Origin of the sequence: Mycobacterium riyadhense, from assembly GCF_963853645.1 — a bacterium.
GTDB classification, from domain to species: Bacteria; Actinomycetota; Actinomycetes; order Mycobacteriales; family Mycobacteriaceae; genus Mycobacterium; species Mycobacterium riyadhense.
In genome coordinates this window covers 1776721-1790045 of record NZ_OY970456.1, presented here as the reverse complement: position 1 = coordinate 1790045, position 13325 = coordinate 1776721, and the positions used below count along the sequence as shown (strand labels likewise).

The 13325-nt window shown below is 68.8% G+C and carries 10 protein-coding genes; 5 read left to right on the top strand and 5 right to left on the bottom strand.

Annotated elements, in window-relative coordinates:
- The first annotated feature begins 218 nt into the window (after nucleotides 1-218).
- On the top strand, nucleotides 219-1508 hold the full coding sequence (locus AADZ78_RS08155) for an MFS transporter (protein ID WP_308204477.1): 1290 nt from the start codon (nucleotides 219-221) through the stop codon (nucleotides 1506-1508).
- Here AADZ78_RS08155 and AADZ78_RS08150 read toward each other — a convergent pair.
- Both AADZ78_RS08150 and serA read right to left on the bottom strand, forming a co-directional pair.
- Nucleotides 1505-2515 carry a 3-isopropylmalate dehydrogenase gene (locus AADZ78_RS08150; protein WP_085253600.1) on the bottom strand — a complete coding sequence of 337 codons (1011 nt, stop codon included), beginning with the start codon at nucleotides 2513-2515 and terminating at the stop codon, nucleotides 1505-1507. The genes AADZ78_RS08155 and AADZ78_RS08150 overlap by 4 nt on opposite strands.
- Before the next feature lie 2 nt (nucleotides 2516-2517).
- Complete coding sequence (gene serA, locus AADZ78_RS08145) at nucleotides 2518-4104, bottom strand: phosphoglycerate dehydrogenase (RefSeq protein WP_085253565.1); 1587 nt, start codon at nucleotides 4102-4104, stop codon at nucleotides 2518-2520.
- A 54-nt stretch (nucleotides 4105-4158) separates the two neighbouring features.
- Between serA and AADZ78_RS08140 the strand changes: the two genes are divergently transcribed.
- The 3 genes from AADZ78_RS08140 to wrbA all read left to right on the top strand — a co-directional run bounded on the left by AADZ78_RS08140 (nucleotide 4159) and on the right by wrbA (nucleotide 9184).
- Nucleotides 4159-5601 carry a phytoene desaturase family protein gene (locus AADZ78_RS08140; protein ID WP_085253564.1) on the top strand — a complete coding sequence of 481 codons (1443 nt, stop codon included), beginning with the start codon at nucleotides 4159-4161 and terminating at the stop codon, nucleotides 5599-5601.
- Between the two features lie 174 nt (nucleotides 5602-5775).
- Entirely contained in the window at nucleotides 5776-8535 is a 2760-nt protein-coding gene (locus AADZ78_RS08135) for a PE family protein (protein ID WP_204903435.1), read from the top strand.
- A gap of 46 nt (nucleotides 8536-8581) precedes the next feature.
- Nucleotides 8582-9184, top strand: a complete 603-nt coding sequence (wrbA, locus tag AADZ78_RS08130; RefSeq protein WP_085250854.1) for an NAD(P)H:quinone oxidoreductase — start codon at nucleotides 8582-8584, stop codon at nucleotides 9182-9184.
- A 66-nt stretch (nucleotides 9185-9250) separates the two neighbouring features.
- Here the strand turns inward: wrbA and ilvC are convergent, their stop codons facing one another.
- From ilvC to AADZ78_RS08115, 3 genes are read right to left on the bottom strand one after another with little or no spacing between them, the layout of a single operon-like run.
- Nucleotides 9251-10252 carry a ketol-acid reductoisomerase gene (gene ilvC / locus AADZ78_RS08125; RefSeq protein WP_085250874.1) on the bottom strand — a complete coding sequence of 334 codons (1002 nt, stop codon included), beginning with the start codon at nucleotides 10250-10252 and terminating at the stop codon, nucleotides 9251-9253.
- Between the two features lie 33 nt (nucleotides 10253-10285).
- Nucleotides 10286-10804 carry an acetolactate synthase small subunit gene (ilvN, locus tag AADZ78_RS08120; protein ID WP_085250855.1) on the bottom strand — a complete coding sequence of 173 codons (519 nt, stop codon included), beginning with the start codon at nucleotides 10802-10804 and terminating at the stop codon, nucleotides 10286-10288.
- Entirely contained in the window at nucleotides 10804-12660 is a 1857-nt protein-coding gene (locus AADZ78_RS08115; protein WP_085250856.1) for an acetolactate synthase large subunit, read from the bottom strand. Before AADZ78_RS08115 ends, ilvN begins: the two co-directional genes overlap by 1 nt.
- Nucleotides 12661-12925: 265 nt before the next feature.
- Between AADZ78_RS08115 and AADZ78_RS08110 the strand changes: the two genes are divergently transcribed.
- The gene (locus tag AADZ78_RS08110; RefSeq protein WP_204079280.1) at nucleotides 12926-13303 is read left to right on the top strand and encodes a PH domain-containing protein; all 378 of its coding nucleotides are present in this window, start codon (nucleotides 12926-12928) and stop codon (nucleotides 13301-13303) included.
- Nucleotides 13304-13325: the final 22 nt, after the last annotated feature.

The following is a 13325-nucleotide window of genomic DNA, read 5'->3' as shown; positions in this document are numbered from 1 at the left end:
GGATGAGCCTAGCCGGGTGACGATGCGGGCCCGCAGGACCCGAGGTGGGGGCACCTCCCGCTTGCGGGGGAGAGGCCGGCAATCCAGCACTGCGGCGGTCGCGAGCCCGGCTTAGCCGGGTGAGACGGCTCGACCTCAAACTCGATAGCACATGCGCTATCAACGTCGAGGCTGCAAAATGGCTGACCGCACCCCCAGCAGCGGTGCGCAAACTGCGCATGCCATCAGGTCTCACCCGCCTGTGCGAGCATGGGTGGATGTCGAACGTCCCGGCCAGCGCCGGCGCACGTTGGTCGATCGTCATCATCTCGCTGGGAGTGACGGCGAGCTCTTTCGTGTTCATCAACGGCGTCGCATTCCTGATCCCCGCGCTCAAAGCCACGCGCGATGCCTCGCTGACCGAAGCCGGTCTGTTGTCGTCGATGCCGAGCTGGGGCATGGTGATCACGCTGGTCGGCTGGGGCTACGTACTGGACCGTGTGGGCGAGCGGATTGTGATGACTGTGGGCTCGGCGCTCACCGCGATTGCGGCCTATGCCGCGGCTTCGGTCGATTCGTTGGTGCTGATGGGGTTCTTTTTGTTCCTCGGCGGCATGGCCGCCGCCAGTTGTAACAGCGCCGGTGGCCGGCTGGTTTCCGGCTGGTTCCCGCCACAGCAGCGCGGACTGGCCATGGGTATCCGACAGACCGCACAGCCGCTGGGAATCGCTGTGGGTGCGTTGGTTATTCCCGAACTGGCCGAACGAAGTCCACACACGGGCTTGATGTTTCCCGCAGCGGCATGCACGGTGGCGGCGGTGGCCAGCCTCATCGGCGTCGTCGATCCGCCGCGGAAATCCCGCAAGACGGCCACCCAAGCGGAATTGGCCAATCCGTATCGCGGGTCGTCGGTGTTGTGGCGAATTCACGTGGTATCGGCGCTGCTGATGATGCCGCAGACGGTGACCGTCACATTCATGCTGGTCTGGCTGATGAATCACCATGGCTGGTCGACCGCGGCGGCCGGCGGCTTGGTGACCATCTCGCAGCTGCTCGGAGCGGTGGGCCGCATCGCCGTCGGCCGCTGGTCAGATCGCGTCGGCTCCCGGATGCGCCCGGTCCGCGTCATCGCCATTGCCGCCGCGTTGGCGCTGTTCTCGTTGGCCCTCACCGACAACATCGGTTCGCGTTACGACGTATTGCTCATGATCACGATCTCTGTGCTCGCCGTGTTGGACAACGGACTGGAGGCCACCGCGATCACCGAGTACGCCGGACAATTCTGGAGCGGTCGCGCGCTGGGCGCCCAAAACACCACGCAGCGGCTGGCGGCCGCTGCCGGGCCACCCCTCTTCGGTGCGCTGATCAGCGCGTCCGCCTATCCGCTGGCATGGGCGCTGTGCGGTTTGTTCCCGCTGGCAGCGGTGCCGCTGGTGCCGACCCGATTGCTGCCGCCGGGGCTGGAGACTACAGCTGACGGCCCGGCACCCCCGCAGACGGCTCCGCCGTCTGCATCGTCGCCGGGCTAAAGCGCGGCGGCAATCCGTTCGCCGACATCGCTGGTGGCAAGCCGTTCGTTCCCGCGACTTGCCAGGTAGGTCTCGACCGCTCGGTCCACCCGGGCAGCGGCGTCGTCCTCGCCGAGGTGGGCAAGCAGCAGCGCCACCGACATGATCGCCGCGGTCGGATCGGCGATGCCCTGACCGGCGATATCTGGCGCGCTTCCATGCACCGGCTCGAACATCGACGGATTGGTCCGGGTGGCGTCGATATTTCCACTGGCGGCCAAGCCGATACCACCGCACACCGCCGCGGCCAGGTCGGTGATGATGTCGCCGAACAGGTTGTCGGTGACAATCACGTCAAAGCGACCGGGGTCGGTGATCATGTGGATGGTGGCCGCGTCCACGTGTTGATACGCGATCTCGACGTCGGGGTACTTCTCGCCGACCTCCTGCACGGTTCGCCACCACAGCGCCCCGGCGAACGTCAGCACATTGTTCTTGTGCACCAGTGTCAGGTGCTTACGACGCTGCTGAGCCCGCTCGAACGCGTCTTGTACCACGCGACGCACGCCGAACGCGGTGTTGACGCTGACCTCGGTGGCCACTTCGTTGGCCGTGCCGACCCGAATCGCGCCCCCGGTACCCGTGTACGGCCCCTCGGTCCCCTCACGCACCACGACGAAGTCGATGCTGGGGTCGCCCGCCAGGGGGCTGCGCACCCCGGGGTACAGCCGGGCGGGTCGCAGATTGATGTGGTGATCCAGCTCGAAGCGCAGCCGCAGCAACAGCCCGCGCTCCAGCACGCCGCTGGGAACCGACGGGTCGCCGATCGCCCCGAGCAGAATGGCGTCGTGTTCGCGCAGTTCCGGTACCACCGAGTCCGGTAGCACCTCGCCGGTGGCGTGGAAGCGTCGCGCACCGAGGTCGTAGCTGGTTTTCTCCACGCCGGGCAGGACGGCGTCGAGAACCTTGACGGCTTCGGCGACTACCTCCGGACCGATGCCGTCGCCGGCGATGACGGCCAGCTTCAGCTTCACGAAAGATCAACCACCTCAAGCCGGTTAGCGCCCACGGCCTCGCTGATCGCCGACCGCACATCGTCGGGCACGTCCTGATCCAGCCGCAGCAGAATCGTCGCGCCGGGGCCCTCGGCGTCCTCGGACAGCTGCGCGGCTTGGATGTTCACCCCGGCCATGCCGAGCAAGGTGCCGATCTTGCCAAGTGCGCCAGGCTGATCGATGTAGTTGATCACCAGGTTCGTCCCCTGGGCGCGCAGGTCGAAGTTGCGGCCGTTGATTTGCACGATCTTTTCCGTCAGTTGCGGCCCCGACAGCGTGCCTGCGACATTGACGACCGAGCCGTCGGCGGCGACGCCGCGAACATCGACCATGCTGCGGTGGTTGGGGCTTTCCGTGGCCTTGGTGATATCGGCGGTTACGCCACGTTCGGCCGCCAGGGCCGGCGCGTTGACGAACGTCACCGGATCTTCGATGACAGCCGAGAACAGGCCGCGCAGCGCCGAAAGCTTGAGTACCTCCACCTCTTCAGCGGCCAGCTCACCGCGCACCTGCACCGACAACGACACCGGCAGTTCGTCGGACAACGCGGCAACCAGCACCCCGAGTTTGCGCGCCAGATCTAGCCACGGCGCAACCTCCTCGTTGACCACTCCGCCGCCGACGTTGACCGCGTCCGGAACGAACTCTCCGGCCAGGGCCAGTCGCACGCTCTCGGCGACATCGGTGCCGGCGCGGTCCTGGGCCTCAGCGGTGGAGGCCCCGAGGTGCGGCGTGACTACCACCTGCGGCAGCTCGAACAGCGGACTGTCGGTGCAAGGTTCGGTGGCGAAGACATCGAGGCCGGCCGCCCGCACATGTCCGCTGATGATCGCGTCGGCCAGTGCAGCCTCGTCTACCAAACCGCCGCGCGCGGCGTTGACGATGATGACACCCGGCTTGGTTTTGGCAAGGGCCTCCTTGTCGATCAGGCCTGCGGTCTCGGGCGTCTTGGGCAGGTGCACCGAGATGAAGTCGGCTTGGGTGAGTAGCTCGTCCAACGACATCAGCTCGATGCCCAGCTGGGCCGCCCGTGCGGGCGACACATACGGGTCGTAGGCGACGATGTGCGCGCCGAAGGCTGCGATCCGCTGAGCGACTAGCTGCCCGATCCGGCCCAGACCCACCACGCCGACGGTCTTGCCGAAGATCTCGGTCCCCGAAAACGACGACCGCTTCCAGGCGCGCTCACGCAGCGAAGCGTCCGCCGCCGCGATCTGGCGGGATGCGGCCAGCAGCAGCGCAATAGCGTGCTCCGCGGCGCTGTGAATGTTCGATGTCGGGGCATTGACCACCAGCACGCCGCGGGCCGTGGCCGCGTCCACATCGACGTTGTCCAGCCCGACGCCGGCGCGGGCGACGATCTTCAGTTTCGGCGCCGCGGCGAGCACCTCGGCGTCCACGGTGGTAGCCGAACGCACCAGCAGCGCGTCGGCCTCGGGCACTGCGGCCAGCAGCTTTTCCCGGTCGGGACCGTCTACCCAGCGCACCTCAACCTGGTCTCCCAGGGCAGCGACCGTTGATTGGGCGAGTTTGTCGGCGATTAACACAACAGGCAGGTTCACGCGGCCAGCGTAGTAGGGGATGCCGCCGTCGGCAGAGTCGGCTGTAATCGGAGGGTGGACGTCACCGTCGTCGGTAGCGGCCCCAACGGGCTCGCAGTGGCCGTAATCTGCGCCCGCGCGGGACTGAAGGTGCAGGTCGTCGAGGCTCAGCCGAGCTTTGGCGGCGGCGCTCGCAGCGCGGCCGACCCCGAATTTCCCGGAGTCGTACACGACGTGTGCTCGGCGGTGCATCCACTTGCTTTGGCGTCCCCGTTCTTCGCCGAGTTCGACCTGGCGGCTCGCGGCGTGGCGCTGACGGTACCGGAGGTCTCCTACGCCAACCCGCTGCCGGGACGGCCCGCGGCGGTGGCCTATCGGGATCTGGAGCGCACCTGTGCCGAGTTGGACGACGGCGCGTCGTGGCGGCGCCTGCTCGGTCCGTTGGTAGCGAACTCCGATGCGGTAGCAGCATTCCTGCTCGGCGACAAGCGTTCGGTGCCTCGTTCGTTGCCGGCGGTCGCGCGCCTCGGGTTGCGGATGCTGGCCCAGGGCACTCCAGCGTGGCAGTCGCTTGTCGGTGAGGATGCTCGCGCTTTGTTCACCGGCGTTGCCGCGCATGTGATTTCGCGCCTGCCGTCATTGGCGTCCGCTGGCGCCGGTTTGATGCTGGCGACGCTGGGCCATGCGGTCGGATGGCCGATTCCGGTCGGTGGGACCCAGGGGATCACCAACGCGCTGATCGATGATCTGCGGGCGCACGGTGGCGAGCTGACGGCTGACCTGGAAATCACGGAAATCACTGCCCCGCCGGGCGGTGTCGTAGCCTTCGACACGGCACCGACCGCACTGCTGCGGATCTACGGTGACGCTCTGCCTCCTAGGTATGCGAAGGCGTTGCGCCGCTACCGCTTCGGACCCGGCGTCGCCAAGGTGGACTTCGTGCTCAACGATGACATCCCGTGGTCAGACCCCCGCCTTCGGCAGGCGCCGACGCTTCACCTCGGTGGCAGCCGAGAACAGATGGCGCGCGCCGAGGCGGCCATAGCAGCCGGACGTCACGCACACTGGCCGATGGTGCTTGCCTCCTTGCCGCATATCGCCGATCCCGGCCGTATCGACGCGGGCGGCAACCGCCCGCTGTGGACCTATGCCCACGTACCGGCGGGATCGACCCTCGATGCGACCGAGGCCGTCACGGCCGTCGTCGAGCGCTTCGCCCCAGGATTCCGCGACATCGTCGTGGCGGCGCGCAGCGTGCCCGCGGCACTGATGTCTGACCACAACGCCAACTACGTCGGCGGCGACATCGGCGTGGGCAGCAATTCGACCGTGCGCGCGATCGCCGGCCCAGTACCTCGGCTAAATCCTTGGCGCACACCGATTCCCAGGGTGTACCTGTGTTCGGCGGCCACCCCGCCCGGCGCCGGCGTGCATGGAATGGCCGGGTATTACGCCGCTCGTACCCTGCTGCGCCGCGAGTTCGGCATCGATGCGTTGCCATTTTTGGGGCCAGCTTAGGGCTTCCTGGGGCCGGAATCCGTTGGCACGTAGCCATTTGTCGGGGTCGCGGGTCGGCAACATTGTGCAGAATTTATTTGGAAGTGTCCAAAATGCCGCACTCTCGTGACACTATCCTCCTTAGCTGCCGATTCCTCGGTGGTGGTAGTCATGGCGTAGTGGGAGGTGCGCAAAATGCCGTTTCTAATTGCGGTACCCGAGGCGGTGGTGGCGGCGGCCTCGGATTTGGCCAGTCTCGGTTCCACACTCGGCGCGGCCACTTCGGCCGCGGAGGCCTCGACGACGGGTGTGCTGGCCGCCGCCGAGGACGAGGTGTCAGCGGCCATCGCGGCGCTGTTTTCCGCCCACGGCCAGAGCTATCAGGCGCTCAGCGCGCAGGCGGCGACGTTTCATGCCCAGTTCGTGCAGGCGTTGAGCGCCGGTGCGGGATCGTATGCTGCCGCTGAGGCCGCCGCCGCCTCGCCGCTGCAGAGCCTGCTCGACGCGGTCAACGCGCCAGTGCAGGCGGCTACCGGGCGGCCGCTGATCGGCAACGGCGCCAACGGCGCCGCGGGTACCGGAGCCGCCGGCGGCGACGGCGGATGGTTGATCGGCAACGGCGGGGCCGGCGGGTCGGGCGCGGCCGGCACCGGCGGCGCCGGTGGGGCCGGCGGGGCGGCCGGGCTGATCGGGTCCGGCGGGGCGGGTGGGGCCGGCGGGTCGTCCACGATCGGGTCCGGCGGGGCCGGTGGCGCCGGTGGGGCCGCCTGGCTGTGGGGCTCCGGCGGCGCCGGCGGGGCCGGCGGATTCTCCTCGGCCGGTGCTGGCGGGGTCGGCGGTGCCGGCGGAGCCGCCGGCTTGCTGGCCGGTGCGGCCGGTGCCGGCGCGGTCGGCGGATTCTCCACTGCCGCCGTTGGCGGCGCCGGCGGGGCCGGAGGGACCGGCGGGCTGTTCAGCAATGGCGGTACCGGCGGATCCGGTGGGGTCGGGGCTGGCGTCGGTGTCCAAGCTGGCGGGGACGGCGGGGCCGGAGGCGCCGGCGGGCTGTTTGGCGCCGGCGGGGACGGCGGGACGGGCGGTAGAGGCACCGGCTCCGGGCTCGGCGGGGCCGGCGGCGTTGGCGGGATCGGCGGGTTGTTCGGCGCCGGCGGCAACGGCGGCACCGGCGGGCAAGGCGCGCTATCCGGCGGGGTCGGCGGGGTCGGCGGCGACGCCGGCATGCTTAGCCTCGGTGCGGCCGGCGGAGCCGGCGGCACCGGCGGGGAAGGCCTCAGCACCGTCGGCGGGACCGGAGGTGGCGGCGGTAACGGCGGCTTGCTGTTCGGCTCGGGCGGCGCCGGCGGCGCCGGCGGCGCCGGCGGGTTCGGCAACGCCGCCGGCGGGCTTGGGGGGGTGGGTGGTAATGCCGGCCTGCTCACCGGCTCGGGCGGCGCCGGGGGTGCCGGCGGCGCAAGTTACCTCACCGGGCTGGGTACCGGCGGTGACGGCGGAGCGGGCGGCACAGCCGGGCTGATTGGCAACGGCGGTAGCGGCGGCGCCGGCGGGGCCGGCATCGGCAACACCGGCGGGGCGGGCGGGACCGGCGGCAACGCCGCGCTGATCGGCAACGGCGGCAACGGCGGCAACGGCGGGACCGGGGCACCTGCGGGTAGCACCGGCGCCGGCGGCATTGGTGGGCAGCTGTTAGGTCTCGACGGCTCCAACGCTCCGGCCAGCACCAACCCACTACACAACCTGCAGCAACAGGCGCTCGCCGCGGTCAATGCGCCCGTCCAGACGCTGACCGGGCGCCCCCTGATCGGCAACGGCGCCAACGGGGCGCCGGGGAGCGGGGCGCCGGGCGGGCCCGGCGGGTGGTTATTCGGCGACGGCGGGTCCGGCGGGTCCGGGGCGGCCGGTGCCAACGGCGGGGCCGGCGGGGAAGGCGGGATCTTGTTCGGCAGCGGCGGCGCCGGCGGGGAGGGCGGGGCCAGCAACAGCGGCGACGGTGGGGCCGGCGGGGCCGGCGGGGCAGCCTTGCTGTTCGGTGCCGGCGGCGCCGGTGGGGCCGGCGGGTCCTCCAATGGCATCGGTAAGGCCGGCGGCGCCGGCGGCGCCGGCGGGATGGGCGGACTGTTCGACCGCGGCGGGACCGGCGGAATCGGTGGGCTCAACCAGTTTGGCGACGGCGGGGCCGGCGGCGCCGGCGGGGACGGCAGGCTGTTTGGCGACGGCGGGCCCGGCGGGACCGGCGGAAGGGGCACCAACGCCGGGGCGGGGGCGGCCGGCGGAGCTGGCGGCACCGGGGGGCTGTTCGGCAGCGGCGGGACCGGCGGGGCCGGCGGTTCGACGGGCAACGCCAACCCCGGCGGACCCGGCGGGGCCGGCGGCGCCGGCGGACTGTTCGGCGCCGGCGGCAACGGCGGCACCGGCGGGGACAGCGACCTCGGTATCGCCGGGCAGGGGGGCGTCGGCGGCAACGCCGGCATGCTCGCGTTCGGTGCCGCCGGCGGCGCGGGCGGCGCTGGTGGCCTCGGGGGGTTCAACACCGGCGGGGCCGGCGGGGCCGGCGGCAACGGCGCCACGCTCTTTGGCTTCGGCGGCGCCGGCGGGGCCGGCGGATTCGGCCGCGTTCTCGGCGGGCACGGCGGTGCCGGCGGCGACGCTGGGATACTCGCCGGCTCCGGCGGCGCGGGCGGCGCCGGCGGCGCCGGCGGCAGCGTCGTGCTTGGCACCGGTGGCACCGGCGGCGCCGGCGGCAAGTCCGGACTCATCGGCAACGGCGGTGACGGCGGTAACGGCGGCGCCAGCAACGGCAAGGCCGGCGGTGCCGGCGGGAGCGGCGGCGATGCCGCGCTGATCGGCAACGGCGGCAACGGCGGCAACGGCGGGACCGGCGCGCCCGCGGGCACCGCCGGCGCCGGCGGCACCGGCGGGCTGCTACTCGGCCAGAACGGGCTGACCGGGTTGCCGTAATCGTCCGCCGCGAGTTCGGCGTCGTTGAACTGCTTAGGCTGACGCCATGACGAAACTCGCGATCATCTACTACTCCGCCACCGGTCACGGAACGACGATGGCGCGGCGTGTCGCCGCGGCGGCCGAGGCCGCCGGCGCCGAAGTCCGAGTGCGCCACATCGCCGAAACCCGGGACCCGGAGTCGTTCGCGCAGAACCCGGCCTGGACAGCAAACTACGAAGCCACCAAGGATCTGCCCGCGGCCACCGGCGAGGACATCGTCTGGGCGGACGCGGTGATTTTCGGATCGCCGACCCGGTTCGGTTCCACCACATCGCAATTCCAGACATTCATGGACTCGCTCGGGGGTCTGTGGGCGCAGGGCAAGCTGGCCGACAAGGTCTACGCGGCGTGGACCTCGACAGAATCGCCGCACGGCGGCCAGGAGACCACCCTCATGGGCCTCTATGTATCGCTGATGCATTTCGGCGGCATCATCGTGCCGCCGGGCTACACCGATCCGCTGAAGTTCGTCGACGGCAACCCCTACGGGGTGAGCCTCGTCGCCACCCGGGAGAACATCCACGACCTCGACGAAGCTACGGCCAACGCACTGGACCACCTGGCGCGCCGGGTGGTGTCCGTCGCCGACCGGCTATCGCGACACTAAACCTGCGCACACGACACGCCGAAAAGTGTGTGCGTGGTTTGAGTCTCGGCGAACCGACGCGGCCCGCTACGCCGTTTCGGTGATTGGCCGGTCCACCCAGCTCATCAAATCGCGCAGCTTCTTACCGGTGACCTCGATAGGGTGCTCGGCGTTTTCCTTGCGCAGCTGCTCGAGTTGCTTGTTGCCGCCCTCGACATTGGCGACCAGCTTCTTGACGAACGTGCCGTCCTGGATCTCGCGAAGAATGCCGCGCATCCGCTCCTTGGTGCCGGCATCGATGACGCGCGGACCCGACACGTACCCGCCGAATTCGGCAGTGTCGGAGACGGAGTAGTTCATCCGCGCGATGCCGCCTTCGTACATCAGGTCGACGATCAGCTTGAGCTCGTGCAACACCTCAAAGTAGGCCATCTCTGGCGGGTAGCCAGCCTCAACCATGACGTCGAACCCGGCCTTCACCAATTCCTCTGTGCCACCGCACAACACGGCCTGCTCGCCGAACAGGTCGGTTTCGGTCTCGTCTTTGAAGGTGGTCTTGATGACACCGGCGCGAGTCCCGCCGATGGCCTTTGCGTAGGACAGCGCCAGCGCCTCGCCCGTGCCGGTCGGGTCTTGGTCGACGGCGATCAGGCACGGCACGCCCTTGCCGTCGACGAACTGGCGGCGCACCAGGTGGCCGGGCCCCTTCGGGGCGACCATCGCCACGGTGACGTCGGCGGGCGGCTTGATCAGGTCGAAGTGGATGTTGAGGCCGTGACCGAAGAACAGGGCATCACCGGAATTGAGATGGGGCTCAATGTCATTGGCGAAGATCTCGGCCTGCGCGGTGTCGGGAGCCAGCACCATGATCACGTCGGCCCACTTCGCGACCTCGGCGGGGGTGTCGACATCCAAGCCCTGTTCGGAGACCTTGGCCCGGGACTTCGAGCCCTCCTTGAGGCCGACGCGCACTTGGACACCGGAATCGCGCAAGCTCAGCGAGTGCGCGTGCCCCTGGCTGCCGTACCCGATCACACCGACCTTGCGCCCCTGGATGATCGACAGGTCAGCATCGTCGTCGTAGAACATCTCTAATGCCACAGTTGAATATCTCCTTGTTTGCTACTTGGTCGTGCCGAAACCACGGGGACCGCGGGACAACGACACCATTCCGGATTGCGCGATTTCGCGGATACCGAACGGCTCCAGTACTCGCAGCAGGGCCTCAAGCTTGCCGTGGTTACCGGTGGCCTCAACGGTCAGCGACTCCGGGGATACGTCAATCACCTTGGCACGGAACAGGTTCACCGCTTCGATCACCTGGCTACGGGTGCCCGCGTCGGCTCGGACCTTGATCAGGGCCAATTCCCGGGCCACCGAGTTGTCAGCATCTTGCTCGACGATCTTGATGACGTTGATCAGCTTATTGAGCTGCTTGGTGACCTGCTCGAGCGGAGTGTCCTCGCAGGAGACCACGATGGTCATCCGGGACATGTCCTTCTGCTCGGTCGCACCGACCGCCAACGACTCGATGTTGAACCCGCGTCGCGAAAACAGCGCCGCAACGCGCGCCAGCACACCCGGCTTGTCCTCGACCAACACCGACAACGTGTGCGACTTCGGTGCCGAACCCGTGGCCATCACGCGTGCCCTTCAGTCTCGTCGTCAAACAGCGGCCGGATTCCGCGCGCCGCCTGGATTTCGTCATTGCTGGTGCCGGCCGCCACCATCGGCCACACTTGCGCATCGGCGCCAACGATGAAGTCGATCACCACCGGCTGGTCGTTGATCGCGCGCGCCTGGTTGATGACGTCGATGACGTCTTCTTCACGCTCGCAACGCAATCCGACACAACCGAGAGCCTCGGCAAGCTTGACGAAGTCCGGGATGCGGTGCGAGTGCGTGGCCAGGTCGGTCTGCGAATACCGCTCCTCATAGAACAGGCTCTGCCACTGCCGCACCATGCCCAGGTTGCCGTTGTTGATCAGCGCCACCTTGATCGGTATGCCCTCGATCGCGCAAGTGGCCAGTTCCTGGTTGGTCATCTGGAAGCAGCCGTCGCCGTCGATTGCCCAGACCTCGGTGTCGGGCAGGGCGATCTTGGCGCCCATGGCCGCCGGGATCGCGAACCCCATCGTGCCCAGCCCGCCGGAGTTCAGCCAGGTGCGTGGCTTCTCGTAGGAGATGAACTGCGCCGCCCACATCTGGTGCTGGCCAACGCCCGCGACGTAGATCGCGTCCGGGCCCGCGATCTTGCCCAGCTGCTCGATCACATACTCGGGGCCCAGGCTGCCGTCGCTCTGCGGTCCGTAGCTCAGCGGATACGTCGCCCGAACGCCGTCCAAATACTCCCACCAGTCGGTCATCTCGAGGCTGCCGGGAATCTCGTAGTGGCGCAGCATCGCGATGAGCTCGGTGATGACGGCCTTCACGTCGCCGACGATCGGCACGTCGGCGTGCCGGTTCTTGCCGATCTCCGCCGGATCGATGTCGGCGTGGATGACCTTCGCCTCGGGCGCGAAGGAGTCGAGCTTGCCGGTGACTCGGTCGTCAAATCGGGTTCCCAGCGCAATCAGCAAGTCGCTGCGCTGCAGCGCGGCCACCGCGGCCACCGTGCCGTGCATGCCGGGCATGCCCAGGTTCTGGCGGTGACTGTCCGGAAACGCGCCGCGCGCCATCAACGTGGTGACCACCGGAATTCCGGTCAGTTCGGCTAGTTCGCGCAGCTGCTCGGTTGCCTCGCCGCGGATGACGCCGCCGCCGACATACAGCACCGGCTTGCGCGCGGCTTCGATCAGCTTGGCGGCCTCGCGAACCTGTCGGTTGTGCGGCTTGGTATTCGGCTTGTAGCCCGGCAGATCCATTCGCGGCGGCCAGCTGAAGGTGCATTGGCCCTGCAGTACGTCCTTGGGGATGTCGACAAGCACCGCGCCCGGCCGTCCGGAGGCCGCGATGTGGAAGGCCTCGGCCAGCACGCGGGGAATCTCGTCACCGGAGCGGACCAGGAAGTTGTGCTTGGTGATCGGCATGGTGATGCCCGAGATGTCGGCCTCCTGGAAGGCGTCGGTCCCGATCAGCCCACGCCCGACCTGACCGGTGATGGCAACGACCGGGATCGAGTCCATCTGCGCATCGGCCAGCGGCGTCACCAGGTTGGTCGCCCCGGGACCGGACGTCGCCATGCACACGCCGACCTTGCCGGTGGCATGCGCGTAACCACTGGCCGCGTGACCGGCGCCCTGTTCGTGGCGGACCAGCACGTGGCGCAGCTTTTGCGAGTCGAACAGCGGGTCATACACCGGCAGCACGGCACCGCCGGGGATCCCGAAGATGACGTCGACGTCGAGTTCCTCGAGCGACCGGATGACTGACTGCGCACCGGTAAGTTGCTGCGGTGCAACACGTTTCGGCTGAACCGCGCGAGTGGCGGCGGGTTTCACCGCACTCGGCGCGCCATTGGCCGCAGGCTCGGTGGGTGGCTTTGTAGGTGCGCTCACTGTTCTTTCAGTCCTCTTAGTCCTGTTGGGCAAGAAAAAACCCCCGCCAGCTCAGCTGCTGCACGAGGGTTGCGCGTTGGTACTCGACCGGCTAGTCACGCACCAACGCGCCGACCAAGTACTACGATTCCGGGGTTTCCGGCGGTATTCATAGCGTCCGACGGTAGCCTTCGCACAGCTCAGCCGTCAAATCCGCGGGCGGGCGCCATGAGGTCATGCTCAACACGGCGACGGCCGGATCGTCTTGCGGTGCAATGATGCGTGAGTGGTTACCGAGTCGCCGGTAGTGATCAAGGTGTCGCCGATCGCGCACTTCGCTGTCGGATTCCTGACCCTGGGCCTGCTGGTGCCGGTGCTCACCTGGCCGGCGAGCGCGCCGCTGTTGGTCATTCCGCTGGTCTTGTCGGCGTTAATCGTCCGGCTACGCACAGTTGCGGACGAGCACGGCGTGACGGCACGGACGCTGCTGGGTAGCCAAACGGTGCGGTGGGATGACATCGATGGGCTGCGGTTCCACCGGGGTTCCTGGGCGCGCGCCCAGCTCAAGAGCGGTGCGGAGCTGCGATTGCCTGCTGTGACGTTCTCAACCCTGCCGCAGCTGACCGAAGCCAGTTCCGGGCGGGTTCCCAACCCTTACCGCTAGCGCAGCGGGTCGCCGCCAGCTG